The organism is Synechococcus sp. BA-120 BA3, from assembly GCF_034931285.1.
GTDB lineage: Bacteria > Cyanobacteriota > Cyanobacteriia > PCC-6307 > Cyanobiaceae > Cyanobium.
The window spans coordinates 1-14,570 of the sequence record NZ_JAYGHZ010000277.1; the positions used below are offsets into that span (position 1 = coordinate 1).

At 70.0% G+C, this 14,570-nt stretch carries 21 protein-coding genes; 11 read left to right on the forward strand and 10 right to left on the reverse strand.

From position 1 onward, the window contains the following. The first annotated feature begins 171 nt into the window (after positions 1-171). Both VB737_RS10830 and VB737_RS10835 read left to right on the forward strand, forming a co-directional pair. Positions 172-690 carry a hypothetical protein gene (locus VB737_RS10830; RefSeq protein WP_500312889.1) on the forward strand — a complete coding sequence of 173 codons (519 nt, stop codon included), beginning with the start codon at positions 172-174 and terminating at the stop codon, positions 688-690. 16 nt (positions 691-706) lie between these two features. After that, entirely contained in the window at positions 707-1,327 is a 621-nt protein-coding gene (locus tag VB737_RS10835) for a hypothetical protein (RefSeq protein WP_500312890.1), read from the forward strand. Between the two features lie 30 nt (positions 1,328-1,357). Here VB737_RS10835 and VB737_RS10840 read toward each other — a convergent pair whose 3' ends face one another. The 5 genes from VB737_RS10840 to VB737_RS10860 all read right to left on the reverse strand — a co-directional run bounded on the left by VB737_RS10840 (position 1,358) and on the right by VB737_RS10860 (position 5,048). Then, positions 1,358-1,897: an alpha/beta hydrolase gene (locus VB737_RS10840; RefSeq protein ID WP_500312892.1), complete on the reverse strand. Its 540-nt coding sequence runs from the start codon at positions 1,895-1,897 to the stop codon at positions 1,358-1,360. A gap of 130 nt (positions 1,898-2,027) precedes the next feature. Further along, positions 2,028-3,335 (reverse strand): alpha/beta hydrolase family protein, encoded by a 1,308-nt coding sequence (locus tag VB737_RS10845; RefSeq protein WP_500312894.1) that lies wholly within the window; start codon positions 3,333-3,335, stop codon positions 2,028-2,030. Positions 3,336-3,691: 356 nt separating this feature from the next. Continuing rightward, positions 3,692-3,841 (reverse strand): hypothetical protein, encoded by a 150-nt coding sequence (locus VB737_RS10850; protein ID WP_500312896.1) that lies wholly within the window; start codon positions 3,839-3,841, stop codon positions 3,692-3,694. Positions 3,842-3,922: 81 nt separating this feature from the next. Next, positions 3,923-4,432, reverse strand: coding sequence for a phosphate-starvation-inducible PsiE family protein (locus VB737_RS10855; protein WP_500312898.1), 510 nt, complete (start codon positions 4,430-4,432; stop codon positions 3,923-3,925). Beyond that, a complete protein-coding gene (locus VB737_RS10860; RefSeq protein ID WP_500312900.1) occupies positions 4,389-5,048 on the reverse strand; it encodes a Crp/Fnr family transcriptional regulator in 660 nt (219 codons plus the stop codon). The genes VB737_RS10855 and VB737_RS10860 overlap by 44 nt, the downstream gene beginning before the upstream one ends. Positions 5,049-5,259: 211 nt before the next feature. On the opposite strand from VB737_RS10860, the gene VB737_RS10865 reads away from it, so the two are divergent. Next, positions 5,260-6,144, forward strand: coding sequence for a DUF6671 family protein (locus VB737_RS10865; RefSeq protein WP_500312902.1), 885 nt, complete (start codon positions 5,260-5,262; stop codon positions 6,142-6,144). Positions 6,145-6,430: 286 nt separating this feature from the next. On the opposite strand, the gene VB737_RS10870 is transcribed toward VB737_RS10865, so the two are convergent. Then, on the reverse strand, positions 6,431-6,862 hold the full coding sequence (locus VB737_RS10870) for a thiol-disulfide oxidoreductase DCC family protein (RefSeq protein WP_500312904.1): 432 nt from the start codon (positions 6,860-6,862) through the stop codon (positions 6,431-6,433). A gap of 119 nt (positions 6,863-6,981) precedes the next feature. Between VB737_RS10870 and VB737_RS10875 the strand changes: the two genes are divergently transcribed. Continuing rightward, complete coding sequence (locus tag VB737_RS10875) at positions 6,982-7,815, forward strand: lysophospholipid acyltransferase family protein (protein WP_323243615.1); 834 nt, start codon at positions 6,982-6,984, stop codon at positions 7,813-7,815. On the opposite strand, the gene VB737_RS10880 is transcribed toward VB737_RS10875, so the two are convergent. After that, positions 7,806-8,423, reverse strand: a complete 618-nt coding sequence (locus VB737_RS10880; RefSeq protein ID WP_323243616.1) for a hypothetical protein — start codon at positions 8,421-8,423, stop codon at positions 7,806-7,808. The two genes, VB737_RS10875 and VB737_RS10880, sit on opposite strands and share 10 nt — an antisense overlap. 152 nt (positions 8,424-8,575) lie before the next feature. Here VB737_RS10880 and VB737_RS10885 point away from each other — a divergent pair, with 152 nt between their 5' ends. After that, positions 8,576-9,169 carry a MarC family protein gene (locus tag VB737_RS10885; RefSeq protein ID WP_106222598.1) on the forward strand — a complete coding sequence of 198 codons (594 nt, stop codon included), beginning with the start codon at positions 8,576-8,578 and terminating at the stop codon, positions 9,167-9,169. 27 nt (positions 9,170-9,196) lie between these two features. Here the strand turns inward: VB737_RS10885 and VB737_RS10890 are convergent, their stop codons facing one another. Then, positions 9,197-9,754 (reverse strand): hypothetical protein, encoded by a 558-nt coding sequence (locus VB737_RS10890; RefSeq protein WP_323243617.1) that lies wholly within the window; start codon positions 9,752-9,754, stop codon positions 9,197-9,199. A 234-nt stretch (positions 9,755-9,988) separates the two neighbouring features. Here VB737_RS10890 and VB737_RS10895 point away from each other — a divergent pair, with 234 nt between their 5' ends. The 6 genes from VB737_RS10895 to VB737_RS10920 all read left to right on the forward strand — a co-directional run bounded on the left by VB737_RS10895 (position 9,989) and on the right by VB737_RS10920 (position 13,172). Further along, complete coding sequence (locus VB737_RS10895; protein WP_323243618.1) at positions 9,989-10,180, forward strand: hypothetical protein; 192 nt, start codon at positions 9,989-9,991, stop codon at positions 10,178-10,180. 237 nt (positions 10,181-10,417) lie between these two features. Continuing rightward, the gene (locus VB737_RS10900) at positions 10,418-11,032 is read left to right on the forward strand and encodes a lipase family alpha/beta hydrolase (protein ID WP_323243619.1); all 615 of its coding nucleotides are present in this window, start codon (positions 10,418-10,420) and stop codon (positions 11,030-11,032) included. 49 nt (positions 11,033-11,081) lie between these two features. Next, positions 11,082-11,294, forward strand: a complete 213-nt coding sequence (locus VB737_RS10905) for a hypothetical protein (protein WP_500312908.1) — start codon at positions 11,082-11,084, stop codon at positions 11,292-11,294. Between the two features lie 73 nt (positions 11,295-11,367). After that, positions 11,368-11,877: a BCAM0308 family protein gene (locus VB737_RS10910; RefSeq protein ID WP_323243621.1), complete on the forward strand. Its 510-nt coding sequence runs from the start codon at positions 11,368-11,370 to the stop codon at positions 11,875-11,877. 46 nt (positions 11,878-11,923) lie between these two features. Further along, positions 11,924-12,661 carry a superoxide dismutase gene (locus VB737_RS10915; protein ID WP_500312910.1) on the forward strand — a complete coding sequence of 246 codons (738 nt, stop codon included), beginning with the start codon at positions 11,924-11,926 and terminating at the stop codon, positions 12,659-12,661. A gap of 79 nt (positions 12,662-12,740) precedes the next feature. Next, positions 12,741-13,172: a cupin domain-containing protein gene (locus tag VB737_RS10920; RefSeq protein ID WP_500312912.1), complete on the forward strand. Its 432-nt coding sequence runs from the start codon at positions 12,741-12,743 to the stop codon at positions 13,170-13,172. Positions 13,173-13,194: 22 nt separating this feature from the next. Here VB737_RS10920 and VB737_RS10925 read toward each other — a convergent pair whose 3' ends face one another. Together VB737_RS10925 and VB737_RS10930 are read right to left on the reverse strand one after the other, a co-directional pair. Continuing rightward, a complete protein-coding gene (locus tag VB737_RS10925) occupies positions 13,195-13,410 on the reverse strand; it encodes a Nif11-like leader peptide family natural product precursor (protein ID WP_323243624.1) in 216 nt (71 codons plus the stop codon). A gap of 43 nt (positions 13,411-13,453) precedes the next feature. After that, positions 13,454-14,570 (reverse strand): cation-translocating P-type ATPase (locus tag VB737_RS10930; protein WP_500312914.1); only part of this gene is annotated, 1,117 nt, incomplete at its 5' end.

Consider the following 14,570-nt stretch of genomic DNA (forward strand, 5'->3'; position numbering starts at 1 on the left):
GGATCGTCGGGGAGGAAGCGGTAACGCATCGGGCGAAGGAAGGGGGCCTTATTGCGAATGGCTCTCAACCTAGGCGATCCACCGCCACTTTTGCAAGCGATTCTCAATAGCAGCTGGTGGTTGCGAAGCGGGGTGTCACTAGCGTCGAGCGTTGCTTCCGGAGGCGCTGCCGTGATCCCCGATGCCCCTTGGCTGCTCGAGCGTGAACGCCGCTGCCGGCGGGAGGGCAGCGGTCTGACGACAGCGGATCTTGTTGGCTGCTGGCGTCTCGAGCGGATCTGGAACAAGGGGAGCTTGCAGCCCGCGTCGGCCGCCGCCGCCCTGCTGCGGGGGCTGGCCGCCCGGTTGCGGCTGTCCGCGGACCGGGCGACTCCGGGGGACGGGAGCCTGCGGCTGGCCAACAGCGTGCGCCTCGGTGCCCTGGAGCTTCGTTTTGAGGGCGTTGGACGTCTGGAGGGTCGCCGCCCCCTGCTGGTCTTCAGCTTTGAGCGTCTGCTGCTGCTGCTGGGCGGGCGGGTGCTGATCCAACGGGCCTTGCCCCAGCCCGATCCCCTGCGTCGACCTTTCTTCGCCCTGATCGCCGCCGAACGCCCGCTCTGGCTGGCGGCCCGGGGCCGCGGCGGCGGCCTCGCCCTGTGGCTCCTCGAGAAGGCGGATGATCAAAATGAGGCTAGGGTGAATGAAAATTGAATAAATGGTTGGAGCCATGGATGAGGCAGCAACGCCCCTGCAGGACTGGCTGCTCCTGAGGGCGGAGGACGGCAGCACAGCGACACTCCCGGAGAACCTCTCGCGGGCCTTCCAGTCCAACGAGATCAGCCTGCTGCCTGTGTTCGTGGCCCACGCCTGGCAGGAGCATCTCCGGGCGGAGGCGGACCGCGGACGGCGGGAAGCCACCGAGGCCCAGCAGCAGGGTCGCGCGGCCGCCTTCCATGCCGAGCTCGGCCTCGATGGCCAGGCCGACGGTGATCTGGCCCTGCAGCTGGGCCAAGCGGTGGACCGTGCCATCCGTGCCTGTCGCTGCCAGCTGCACCTCACGGCCCAGTCGATGCCGGATGGTCTGCGCTGGTTTCGCCTCGAGATCCGGGACAGCGGCGTCGGCCCCGCTGGGGCCCTGGAGACGATCCAGGTGCTGCCCGTCGCCGGCGAGTCCCAGGCCCTGGCGATCCGTGCCGCCATCCACGCGGTGCTCGAGAGCCGCGGCTGGCAGGCGAGCGCCGAGCCCGGCCTGTTTCACCTCGAGCCCCCCCAGCTGGTGGCCCTGGTGGCGATCATGAAGCGGCTGGCCGTGCCGGAGCCCGAGACCCTGATGGCGCTGGCGGCCTGAACTCCGCCAACCGGGCCCGGAGGGCAGGCCTCAGGGGGCGGCCGGCGAGGCGGGGTCCTGCGTGCGCTCCAGGTTGGAGCCGAGGTCGGACTCGAGAAACTCCTTCACCACATGGCCCATGCCGCTGAGCCCCGCCAGGGCCGACTGCAGGGCCGGCAGGTTGATGGCCACCTCCTCATTGGGGTAGGCCCGCAGGAATCCCACGGCCGAGAGCGTTCCCGAGCCGGCTTCGATCCCCAGGATCGTGGCCGACCGCAGGGCCACCATGCCCACCTGCGGCGCCTTCAGGGGATAGAGAATCCCGGACAGCCGCTCCAGGGCACTTTCGCCGAAGCGGGTGCTCAGGAGTCGGGTGGTCTGCACCAGCGGCAGCGTCACGCGGTGGTTCAGGAGCTTGGCCACCTCGGCCGGGTCCTTGCCGCCAAGGCGCAGGGCATCCCCCAGCAGGCCGACGGCCTCACCGGTCCGGGCCAGCCGTTCCAGGTCGGCGACGGGGATCGAGCGGCGAAACGCCCCACTGACGAAGACCACCTGCTCGGCCGCCCCGGCCGCCGAACCGGCCAGGATCAACAGCGTGGCCAGGCCAGCGCCAGCCCAGGCACGGACCGTTGAAGGGAGGGAAGGCAGCGGGGGCATCGATCGGCTGACCGGATCCGTGGGTGCGGGATGAAGTGTGGGTCAGACGGCGGGCGCGGGCGCTTCAGGGGTTCCAACTCGCCAGCCGGTCGGTGACGTCGACCAGGGAGAGGCCGCCATCCCCCCAGCCTCCCGGGGGCAGCAGGCCCGGGGCTCCGGGGCCGGGGGCGACAGCGGGGCCGGCGGCGAAGGCCCCGTTCACCCAGGCCAGCAGCAGTCCCCGCAGGGGGCCGCCGCCTTGCTCATAGCGGGACCCCATGTTGAAGTGATCGCCGCCGCCCGCCAGGACGAGCCGGTGGCCAGCGTTCCCCAGGCGGGCGACCCTGGCCATCGGTGCGATGGCTTCGGGACCGGGGGGCACCACCCAGTCGCGGCTGCCGCTCACCACCAGCACCCGGCCCTGGAAGACCGAGGCGGCTCCGGTCTCGAACAGCAGGGACATCGGCGGGCTGACCGCCACCGCGGCCTTCACCCGCGGGTCGGTCAGGGCGGCCTGGTCGGTCCCGCCCAGGAAGCTGCACTGCAGCACCCAGCTCAGGTTGCGCTGGGGGTCCTGGAGATCGTTGCAACGCTGCAGCAGCTGCTGGGCAGTGGGGCGGGCGCCCACCAGCTGCAGGGCCGTGGTGGCGCCCCAGGAGTGGCCCAGCAGCACCACCGAACCGGTGTCCAACCCGCTCGGAAGCCCCAGGGTCCCGGCGGCCGCCGCATCGATCAGGGCGGAGACGTCGAGGGGGCGCAGGCGGAGCTCCGCCGGGCCGGGCGGCGGCACCTTGCCGGAAAGCATGGCCTGCTGCTGGGTCCGGTCACTGCCGGGGTGGCGGGGCAGCAGCACCGTGTACCCGTGGCTGGCCAGATGCCGTCCCCAGCCCTCGAAGCTTTCGGGGCCGTCCCAGAGCCCATGGGAGATGGCCACCAGCCGGCCGGAGGCCTGCTCAGTGGGGCGGATCACCACCACCTCCAGGGGCCGGGGCCGGTAGGTCAGCGGCAGAGCCAGGGTGTCACGCCGCACCTGCAGGGGACCCGCCTCCCCCAGAGAGGGGGCCATCGTCGTCGCCGGCTGGCCTTCCAGCAGGCGGTTGGCCGAGAGCAGCTGGGCGTTCATCCGCTGGAGCAGGAACAGGCCCTTGCCCACATCCACGCTGGCGGTCCGTCCCGGCACGGCCTCGAGCAGCGCCAGCATCGTCAGCGGGCCCCGGCCGGCGGCCCGGTCCAGGACCTTGAACACGGTGTCACTCGACACATCGGCCGGCAGACCGTCGACCCCTCCGAGGGAGGACAGCAGGAGCAGGGCCTGCTGGGCCAGGGGCGAGGGGACGACCTGGCGGGCCACGTCGAGGGCCTGCAGCGGCAGGGGGGCGTTGAACAGATCCACCAGGGAGCGCCCGATGGTGCCCCGGGTGGCCTGGTCAAGTTCGGCCAGGTCGCTGTTGCCCGCGAGCAGGGCCCCGGGATCGCTCAGTTCCGCCAGCCGGATCGAGAACGTGGTCCCGATCAGGGGCAGTTTCAGTTCGACCGTCTCGAGGGCCCGGGCCGGCGGCGAAACGGCCAGGGCCCTCCGCCAGGGCCAGGCCCAGCCCGGACAGGGACGGAATTGTCCGCATCAGGAGAGCAACTGCGTTGCCGGAAGCGAATTCTGGCAGCCGTTTGTCCTGGAGTGACGGCATGCCGATCCCGGGGGATCCAGCCCGGCGACCCTGATGCCCAGGCTGGAGCTGGCGCAGCGTTGCATCAGGTTCGGGAACGCAGCAGCAGGCAGAACATCAGGACCATGGCGGCCATGACCAGGACCCGGGCCAGCAGGAAGCGGATCACGTTCTTCCTGTCGCTCATCCAGGTGTCGAGCCATCCGAAAGGATCGGGGGCAGCGGGCAGTTTCATGGTGCGCAGGTGTCTCACTGACAGCGGGAGTTGGGGACGGTGGAGCCAGGCCATCGGCCTCAGACTGACCAGGCGAACGGGCTAGTCCTGGTGCAGGCGCATCCGTGCCGATACCTGGGCTTCCGGGTCGACCCCGGCAAAGGTCGGTGGCAGCCAGACCCTCACCACCATCAGCAGGGCCATGGTCATCAGAAACAGGCAGACCGCAAGAATCTGTTGCCAGTCCGTTTCCAGCACACCCCGGACGATCACTTCCCGAAGCACCGAGACGATGGCGATCTCCACCGCCACCCCGATCGACACCCGTTGTTCCTGGAGGTAGATGATCAGCAGGCGGAACAGCTCCACCAGGATCAGGATGAACAGGATGTCGGCCGTGACCTCATGGAACTCCGACGTCGACAACAGGCTCGAGAACGTGCGCTTCAGCTGGAGCACCATCACGCCGAACAACCCGAGGCAGAGGGAGATCGCGATCAGGTCCTGGACGGCCTCCAGGGCCTGGACGATCTGGCTGCGGCGGAACTGCTGGTGCCAGGGAATGGCGTCATGGCGTATGGAACCCGGCGTTCCGGTGGGCGGGTGGTTCATGGCGAAGGGTCTTCGGAAACGGCAGGGAGGTCACCGGAAGGGCTGCGGGGGGGGCGCCGCCCAGGGTCTGCAGGCCGGTGTCGCGGGGCACGAGCAGATCGGCTTCGCTGACCTTGACGACCTGACCATTGCTGCGGAACCGCGTCAGGGACTTGGTCACGGTGACCCTGGTCATGCCGGCGATGGCAGCGAGTTGGCGGTGCGTCAGATTCATGTCCTCCAGGGAGAGGGTGGTGCCGCTGCTGCTGATCCGGCCGAAACGGGAGCCGATCCAGTGCAACAGGCGCAACAGCCGGGATTCGGCCGGTCGGACGCGATGGATCTGCAGCAACTGGGTGGTCTGGGTGAACAGATCCCGCATGAATTCCAGGGTCTCGCTTTCGCTGGGCTCCCACTCGATCACCACCACCCGGGTGAGAGAGATGATCTCGTAGGGGGTCACTCCGCAACCGGTGGGCGTGATCAGATCACCGGGACCCCAGATGCCGAGGGTGATGGATTCACCCTCCTCATTCCAGGTGTTGGCTCGGACGTAGCCATCATCGATACGCCAGCTCAGGTCGGCCGGCAGATGATCGTCGGCGCGAAGGGTCAGGCGCAGCGGTCGGGCGGGCATGGCGAGTGTCATGTCACGGCGGATGGCATGGCGGAGGGCTCCGGCGGGCGGCGTTGGAGTCTGCGGAAGAGTGGAGATGGGCTTGTGTTGTTTTTGAGATGCCCGAACCACCGGGGCGGACCTGGTGTTGGAGTCCGGGAACATTAATGACTGGATTCGGCTGGTGGGTGCTAATTCAACGCAGGATTGCCAATCCAGCTGATAAGTCACGGTGATCGGATTGCCCCCCTTCGCCTGTCGCATCCCGGAGGCTTTCGCTGGCCGTCCGGTCAGCCTGGCCACCCGTCATGGCAAGGAGAGGCTGCTGGCCAGGCCCTTCCGCCATGGCCTCGACCTCCGCCTGGTTCTGGCCAGCGGCTTCGACACCGATCGACTCGGCACCTTCAGCGGTGATCGGCCCCGTCCCGCGGACGCCCTCGAGACCTGTCGGCGCAAGGCGGAGGCCGGCATGGACGACACGGGACTGGATCTGGGGCTGGCCAGCGAAGGCAGCTTCGGGGCCCATGCCGCCATCCCCTGGCTGACGGTGGGCACCGAGTGGCTCACCTTCGTGGACCGCCGGGACGGTCTGTTGATCGCCGAAAGCCTGGTGGCCCCGCGCACCAACTTCGACCGCCGGCGGGTGTCGCTCCGGGATGACATCCAGGACTGGCTGGCTCGGGTGGGCTTTCCCTCCCATGGCCTGATCGCCCGTCCCCATGGTGGCGACGCCGGTACCCCCGTGATCAAGGGTCTGCACACGGAAGCCGCCCTCGCCGAGGCCCTCAGCCGCTGTGCCCGGGCCTCGAGCGATGGGTCGGTCTGGCTGGAGACCGACATGCGGGCCCACTGCAATCCGACCCGCCGGGCCGCAATCCGGGCCTTGGCCTTCCGCCTGGTGCGGCGGATCGCCCGTTCCTGCCCCTCCTGCGGCGCCCCTGGCTGGGGCCGGTGCGATGGAATCGTCGGCCTTCCCTGCGCCTGGTGCGCCCAGCCCACCGGGCGCCTCAGGGCCGAGGTGTGGGGGTGCGTGGCCTGCGGCCATCGGGAGGAGAAGCCGCGTCCGGATGGGCGCCGCACGGCGGATCCTGGTGATTGCCCCCATTGCAACCCCTGAAGGACATGCACCGGAACCGGTGCGCTGCTCTGATGCCGGGTTGTAGCGGCTGGTTGGCGCCTCTGGTTGTAGCGGCTACCGATAAAGGTGTCCCTCCGTCTACATTCAAACCGAAAGAATCCTAGGTTTGCGTTTCTCCTGGAATTTGATTCCGGTGGAGGTCAGGACATGGCCCCCACCGGAAGTTTTTTTTGTGGATGTCCCGAAGACCGGTGAGCGCTGCAGCGGCCTCCCCTGGGTGCGGCTTCCCTGGCTGCGGCGATCGGGTGCGGCCGTCAGGCCCGATTCAGGCCTCGAGTGCCGCCGCCTGTCCTTCCCTGGCCGCGTCCGTCCCGCAGCGGTCGCGGCAGAGCACCTCCAGGGCCGGCCGGCCGGTGATGGCAAGGCGCCAGCGGGCCCAGAGCCCGTAGAGGGCATCCACCAGGGGCCGCAGCAGGGGCCAGCGGGTGGGGGCGTAGAGCCAGCCCAGGTTCACCAGGGCGTAGGCCTGGCGGAACACCTCCAGATCCCGGATCACCCCACCGTCGGCGCGCAGGGCGTGCATGCGGCCCATGGCCTCGGCGTAGGTGATGCCGCCGTGGCGGGCCGGGTCGTAGGCGGGGTCGTTGACGTCCACGAAGGCCAGCCGGCCCACCCCACGGTCGCGGCGGCGCAGGGTGTTCACCTCCCTCAGACAAAGGGGGCAGCCGCCATCGAACAGCAGGGTGAGCTCGGCCATGGGTGGACGGCAACAGGGGGACGGCTGGGTCTCCAGACGCGCAGTGAGCCTAGAAAGAGCTGCCCCCTCTGCGCTGGCAGCCATCCGGTGGCCAGACTCCAGCCCGCTCCCCTCCCCCCATGCCCGTCTGCCGTCAGGCCGCGCTGCACCGCTGGCAACGCCGGGACCCGGCCCTGATCCGTCGGCTGATGCCGTTCTGGGGTTGGCTGTACCAGCACTACTTCCGGGTTGTTTCCGATGGCTGGGAACACATCCCCGACGTGGACCCGGTGCTGTTCGTGGGCACCCACAACGGCGGGCTGGCGGCGCCCGACATGCACATGGTCATGTACGACTGGTTCCGCCGCTTCGGCCTGGAGCGCCCGGTGCTGGGGCTGGCGCACCCGAAGGTCTGGCTGGGCTATCCGCCGCTGGCGGATCTGGCCGCCCGTACCGGTGCGATCCCGTATCACCCCCGCCTGGCCCTGGCGGCCCTGGAGGAGGGGAACAGCCTGCTGGTGTATCCCGGCGGCGGGCAGGACACCTTCCGGCCGCACCGGGACCGGGGCCGCATCCACTTCGCCGGCCGCACCGGCTTCCTGCGCCTGGCGATCTGGCACGACCTGCCGATCGTCCCGGTGATCTCCTGGGGGGCCCACGACACCCTGGTGGTGCTGGAGGACCTCTACCCCCAGTTCCGGGCGCTGCACGAGCGGGGGATGCCCTGGCTGTTCGGCATCGATCCCGAGGTGATGCCCCTCTACCTGGGCCTCCCCTGGGGCCTGGCCCTCGGGCCGCTGCTCAACCTGCCCCTGCCGGTGCGGATCCACACGCGGGTGTGCCCGCCGATCCGCCTGGAGCGCAGCGGCCATGCCGCCAGCCGCGACCGGGCCTACGTGGCGGCCTGCTATCAGCAGGTGACCGCCACCATGCAGCAGGCCCTGGATCAGCTGGCGGCCGAGGCTCAGCGGTAACGGGAGGGCGACACGTAGGACTGGGAGGGAATCGACTGCGGCCCGGCGCCGTTGCCGAGCCGCTGGGGCAGGCCGTCCCGTTGGCGTTGCAGTTCCGCCAGGGAACGGGTCTCCCCCATGGCCAGGCCTGTCAGCACGGCCAGTTCCTGCTTCAGCTGGTTGGCGGGCCTCGGATTCACGAAGCGGAAGTTGAGCGTCGTCTTGTCGCCGCCGCTGTCGTAGCCCACTACCGTGAAGTAGAGGTCCGCCGTCTTGCCGGCCCTGGATCCGGCCAGGGCCCCGCCCACCATGCCCCCCACCAGGCCGATCGGGCCCAGCAGCAGGCCACCGGCGATGGCCCCGGCGGTGCCGCCACCCACGGCTCCCACCGTGCCGTTGGTGCTGTCGAAGGTCTCCTGCCCGCCCGCGTACCAGCGGGCGATCCGGCCGATGGGGATGAAGCTCTTCCTGTCCCCGATGCCGTTGGTGTCGAGGTTGATGCTGCAGGGGTTGTTGCCGCAGAGGGCCTGATAAGTGGTGGCCGCCGCCGGGGCGGGAAGCAGCAGGGCCAGGAGCAGGGGAGAGGCCTGGCAGGCTCGCCGTCGAAGCCGGGCTCGAGTGACGGTCATGGGTCGAGCGTGGAGGGCCCCGCCAGTCAACCGGCGCTCGCCACCGATGCAATGGGGCCGGGGCCACGGGGTGATGACCGGATGTGACCGGCGTGGCGGCCCCCCGGGGCTCCGATGATGGACGTCGCTCTGCCGGTCTCCCCGGGGCCCCCATGTCCCTGATCAACACGGCCGTCGGTCTGCTGGCGATCAGCTCGCCGATCGGCCTGCTGCCGGTGGTGGTGGAGGCCGGTGGGGGCAACCCCGTGCGGATCCGCCGGATCAGCCGCCTGGCCGTGCTCACCTTCCTGTGTGCCCTGATCGCCGCCTGCTGGTGGGGCCAGGGTCTGCTGGACCTGTTCGGCATCACCCTGGAGGCCTTCCGGGTGGCTGGCGGACTGATCCTGCTGCCGATCGGGCTGCGCCTGATCGATGGGCGGGAGGTGAGCCACGGCTCCCTGGACGGCACTGAGGACAGTGCCGGCGTGGTGCCGATCGGCCTGCCGCTGCTGGCCGGCCCGGGGGCCATCTCCCTGGTGGTGGCCGATGCCCCCGCCGCCTGGCAGGGTCGGCTCGCCCTCAGTGGTGTGATCGGCTTGCTGGCGATTCTCATCTATCTCTTGCTGATCGCCTCGATGCCCCTGCGCCAGGCCCTGGGGGAACTCCAGGAGAAGGTGATCAGCCGCCTGATGGGTCTGCTGCTGAGCGCCATCGCCGTCCAGATGCTCGTCAGCGGCCTCAGGGGGTGCTTTCCGGTGCTGGCCTGAGGCCTGTGGCGTTGCCCTGCGGGCTGCTTAGAGGCAACCGAGCCGCGGTGGCGTCGGTGGCCCTTCGAACGGGTCGATGGCCAGCTCCCGATCCAGCACGCTGAGGATGTCCTGGATCACGGCAGGGCGTGTGGCCACCCAGAGGAAACCCTCCAGGGGAGCCGCCGCGACCGGATCCCACAGGCAGAACTGGGGGTGCTGCCGGTACATGCGGGTGGCCAGGGGCACCAGGAAGCGGGTCTTGGGGAACTGGTCCTCCCCGTGATCGAAGGTGAGGACGATGGCGAATTCCAGCTCGCCCTTCGGGGTGTAGCGGTCGATCCGGGTCTCCCCTTCCGATCCGGGAAAGGGGGAGAGCCGGTACTCGACGTAGCGGCGATGGAAGGGATTCCTCTGCTCCTTCCAGGTCCTTGCCTCCACCCCCAGCTCCGCCGCCAGCTCGGTGAGCAGCAGATAGGAATGGGTGCGGAGGGTCTCGTGAAGCTCGTCGGTCCTGTTGCTCTGCAGCCGCCAGCGCTCGGCCAGCGCCTCATAGCGGTTCATCTGGGGTGGGTCCTGGGGGGCGGGTCCCGTGGGGCCTGTCACCGATGTTCTCCTCACTTTTTCAGTTTATCGGCGGCCCGCGGGCGGGCCAGGGGATGGCGGCGCCTTGACGGCGGAGGGCCGTGGGGACGGGGCGTCACCTCCCGAAAGGCCCGTCGCAGCCGGATTTTCCGGCGCGTCAGCTGGATCGCGGCAGGGTTGCAGCAGCACCGCTGCGCTGACCATGGCCATGAGCGATGACTTGGTGTATTCTTAAGGAGCAGTGAAACGACGGCCATGGACCCTGTGAGCCCGGTAGCCCAGCTGGCAGTCGCCGCCATCAGCGGCGCCGCCTTCCTGATTTCCATCGTCGTGATCCCCTTCCCCGAGTCGAAGGCCGATTCCTCGGCGGGCATCAACCCCACATCCCAGACCAGCGGCAGCATCATCCGGACGCTCGAAGCTCCCGGCACCTCCCTGATCAAGTAAGCCTGCCGCCACCCACCAGGCACCCCGTCATCGCTCCAAGCATCCATTCAGGCATCGATGCTGGCCATCGATTCCACGCCAAGAGCCCTGCCAGCCAGCTGTCCACCGACCCAGGGAACGACCGTTCAGCCGCGAGACCGGAAGCCGGCCCGCTGAACGACCGTCCGCCGATGGAACCCCCTTCCATACCTTCCTCGGGTTGCGGCTCAGGATGGTCCGGTTCCGCCCGCCGCTGCCATGACCTCCGGCCCTGAAGTTCCCCACGGGCCGCCGCTGGTGCTGGTCCACGGGCTGTTCGACACCCCACGGGTCTTCGACCGGCTCGACCGCCAGCTGGCCGGCAGGCGCCAGCCCCTGCTGAAACCGGCCCTGCCGCTCCGCTTCGGGGTCGCCCCGGTCGAGATCTCGGCCCAGCGGCTCGCTGCCGCGATCGAGGCGGCCTTCGGGAGCGAGGAGCCGCTCGACATCCTGGGTTTCTCCATGGGCGGCGTCATCGCCCGCACCTGGATCCAGCGGATGGGCGGCCATGCCCGCACCCGCCGGTTCATCAGCCTCGGCAGTCCCCAGCAGGGGACCCTGGTGGCGCAGCCCTGGCCCCGCAGGCCGCTGGCCGGCATCGCCGATCTCAAGGCGGGCAGCCCGCTGCTGCGGGAACTCAATGCCGACCTCTCCAAACTGCAGGGGATCGACTGCCGCAGCTATGCCACGGTCTTCGACCTGATGGTGGTGCCGGGCTGGCGGGCGGTGCTGCCCATCGGGCCGCGGCGGATGCTCCCGGTCTGGACCCACCAGCAGCTGCTGCGCCACCCGGCGGCCCTCGATCCGCTGGTGGCGGATCTGCTGCGTCCCTGAGTCGCTTCAGGGGCCAGCATGGAGGCGGACGCCGATCCGCGAGGTCGCGATGCCGAAGGCCCTGGTCGATAGGTGCACGTCCTGGGGCTTCGCCTGGGCGGACTTGCATGACACCAGCCGCTGTGACCATCCCCTGGACCAGGTGCTGATTCTCCGCTGGCTGGTCGTCACCCCGGCCATGGGCGGCCTGCCGCCGCTCACCCTGCTGCTGGGTCTGGTCGTGGTGCCCTCAGTCCCCGGCGGCCCTGGTCCCCTTTCGTGACGCTGCGCTGGAATCCTTACGCGCTCACCCCCGTGGCTTCCTAAGGGTGACGTGAGGTTTCCAGGAGCATGCGATGGCGATCCCATCCCCCAGGTCCGGTGGCGTCCACCTGCCGCGTCACGACGGCATGGAAGCCGGTCACCGGTCCGATCCCTACCGGGAGGAGGGCCTGCCCGTGCAGCCCAGCGTCTGTCCGGACTGTGGTGCGAGCGTTCACCGGGGGCGCTGGAGCTGGCGAGCGGCGGAGCCGGGCGCGAAGCCCCACCGCTGCCCGGCCTGTCGCCGCATCCATGACCGGATGCCGGCCGGAGAGCTCAGCCTCGGGGGTTCCTTCCTGGCGGCCCACGACGAGGAGATCCTGCGCCTGCTGGACCACACCGAGACCCGTTTCCGCCAGGAGCATCCCCTTGAGCGCCGGATGGCGCTGCAGGCGGATCCGGCCCATGGCCGGGTGCTGGTGACCTACACCGGCACCCACGTCACCCATGGGGTGGCGGTCGCCCTGCTGGATGCCTTCGCCGGAACGATGGAGGCGGACTGGCCGGAGGGAGGGGCCCCGCTCCGGGTCCGCTGGAGCCGGTGAGGCGGGGCGGCGGTTAGAACCGGATCGGTTGCTCACCGCCAGGCCCATGGCCCTGCCTTCCTTGCTCCGCGCGCTGCGGGCCTGCTCCCTTGCCGCATGGCTGGGCCTGGCCTTGATGGTGGTCGGCCCGCGGCCGGCACTGGCGGCCTACGTGCTGCCGCCGCTGCCCTACCCGGTCGATGCCCTGGCACCGGCGATCGAGCCCACCACGATGACGATCCACCACGACCGCCACCACGCGGCCTACGTGGCCAACCTCAACGCCCGGATCGCCGACCATCCCGAGCTGGGCCAGCTGTCGCTGGAGGACCTGCAGGGTCGGATCTCCCGCTACCCGGCCGCCGTGCGCAACAACGGCGGCGGCCACTACAACCATTCCCTTTTCTGGCGGGTGATGGCGCCCCCGGGCCAGGGCGGTGCCCCTTCCCCGGAGCTGACCGCGGCGATCACCGCGGCCTTCGGCTCGCCTGAAGCGCTGCAGCAGCGCTTCGCCCAGGTGGCGACCGATCGCTTCGGCTCGGGATGGGCCTGGCTGATCCGGAGACCCGACGGCAGCCTGGCGATCACCAGCACCGCCAACCAGGACAATCCGCTGATGGATCTGCCGGGCATCGAGCGGGGCGTGCCCCTCCTGGGTCTGGATGTGTGGGAGCACGCCTACTACCTCGACTACCAGAACCGCCGGCCGGACTACGTCGCCGCCTGGTGGTCGCTGGTGAACTGGAACGAGGTGAACCGGCGCTTCGCCGATGCAGCCGGGACGCCATCGGCGCGTGAATCCTGACAGGTGTCGGTGTCGGTAGCTGATACGACGCCCGCCCGGGGAAACGGTCGCGAAAGTTCACGATATTGACGTGATCGCCATGGCCCCGTCCCGCGCCGTCCTGTCCAGAACCGTCGAGCTCGTGCCCGTGCAGCGCACCCTCCACGGCGATGCCCTCTTCTCCGCCCCCCGCACCAGCGACGAGACCCTGATCGCCGAGATCGCCAGGGGCGACGCCTTCGAACTCTTCTGCCACCGCTTCCAGACCGATCAGCTGCTGGTGCTGCGGGGGGCGATCGACCTGGTCGTGCTCCAGAACCGCCAGCTGCGCCGCATCCCCCTGCGGGAGGACGAGGCCACCTGGGTCTGCATTCCCCCCGGGGTGCCCCATGGCGCCATCAACCGGGGCCGGATCCCTGCCCTGCTTGTCAATGCCGTGCTCAGCCACGGACCGAGCGACCCGAGGGATTACGAACCCCATCCGGTTCCGCCCAGGTTCCGCAGCCAGTGGCGCCGGCTGGCGGTTGCCTGACCGCCGGCGCCGGAAGGCCGCCTCAGTTGTATTCCCCGGGGATGTCCTGCTTGGTCACCGTGACCCGGCCGACCTTCTTTCCCGACAGCCGCAGCAGCTCATCGCCCGAGAAGTCGAAGCCCCTGCCGGCGGCGATCTGGGCGACGTCGTCGGCGGTGGCCGCGGCCAGCACCTCGGCGCGCAGGGGCTGGTCGTCCTGCATCCGGGCCAGAAAGGAGCGGGCCTGATCGAGGCTCATGGGCCGGCGGAGTCGGCGGTGGTGTCCAGCATGGCGCAGGCCCCTAACGGCTCCACCACTTCTCGAGCTCCAGGTAGGCGATGAATACCAGGCTGACGCCCCCGCAGGCCGCCAGCTCGATCGCATTCAGGGGGGTGACGCCGAAGAAGCGGGCCAGGGGCGCCAGATAGAGGAGCAGCAGCTGCAGGGCGGCGCTGGCCAGCACCGCCCCCAGCAGCCAGGGGTTGGCCAGGGGCGGGGTGCGCCACAGGGCCCGATCGCTGCCGGCGGAGAGGGCATGGCCCAGCTGGGCCAGGCAGAGGGTGGTGAAGGCCATCGTCTGCCAGGGCCGTCCCAGCCGGGCGGCCACCACCATCAGCGCCACCACCAGGGCACCGAAGACCACCCCGATGCGCAGGATGGCGCTGCCCAGACCCCGGGCGAGGATCGATTCGCCGGGCTCGATCGGCGGCTGGCGCATCAGATCCTCCGCCGGCGGGCCCAGGGCAAGGGCCAGCGCCGGCAGTCCGTCGGTCACCAGGTTGATCCAGAGGATCTGCAGGGGGGTGAGGGCCAGCCCGAGCAGCGGGGCCGAGCCGATGGTGATCAGTTCGCCCAGGTTGCAGCCCAGGATGAAACGCACGAAGCGGCGGATGTTGGCGTACACCTGCCGGCCTTCCTCCACCGCATTGACGATTGAGGCGAAGTTGTCGTCCAGCAGCACCACGTCGGCCGCCTCCCGACTCACGTCCGAGCCGCTGATGCCCATGGCCACCCCGACGTGCGCCTGGCGCAGGGCCGGGGCGTCATTGACCCCGTCGCCGGTCATGGCCACCACCGCGCCCGTGGCCTGGAGGGCCTGCACGATGCGCAGCTTCTGCTCCGGCACCACCCGGGCGAAGAGGCTGGTCCGTTGCACCAGGGCTGCGAGCGCCGCCGCGTCGAGGCCCTCCAGCTCCGGACCCTGAACGATCGGGCTGCCCGGTTCCGCCAGGCCGATGGCCTCGCCGATCGCGCGCGCCGTCAGGGGGTGGTCGCCGGTGACCATCACCGGCCGGATGCCGGCCCCACGGCCGCGGGCCACAGCATCGGGCACCTCCGGCCGGGGCGGATCGCGCAGGGCCATCAGGCCGAGCAGCACCAGGCGCTCCCCTCCGGCCCTGGCCCTTATACACATCTCC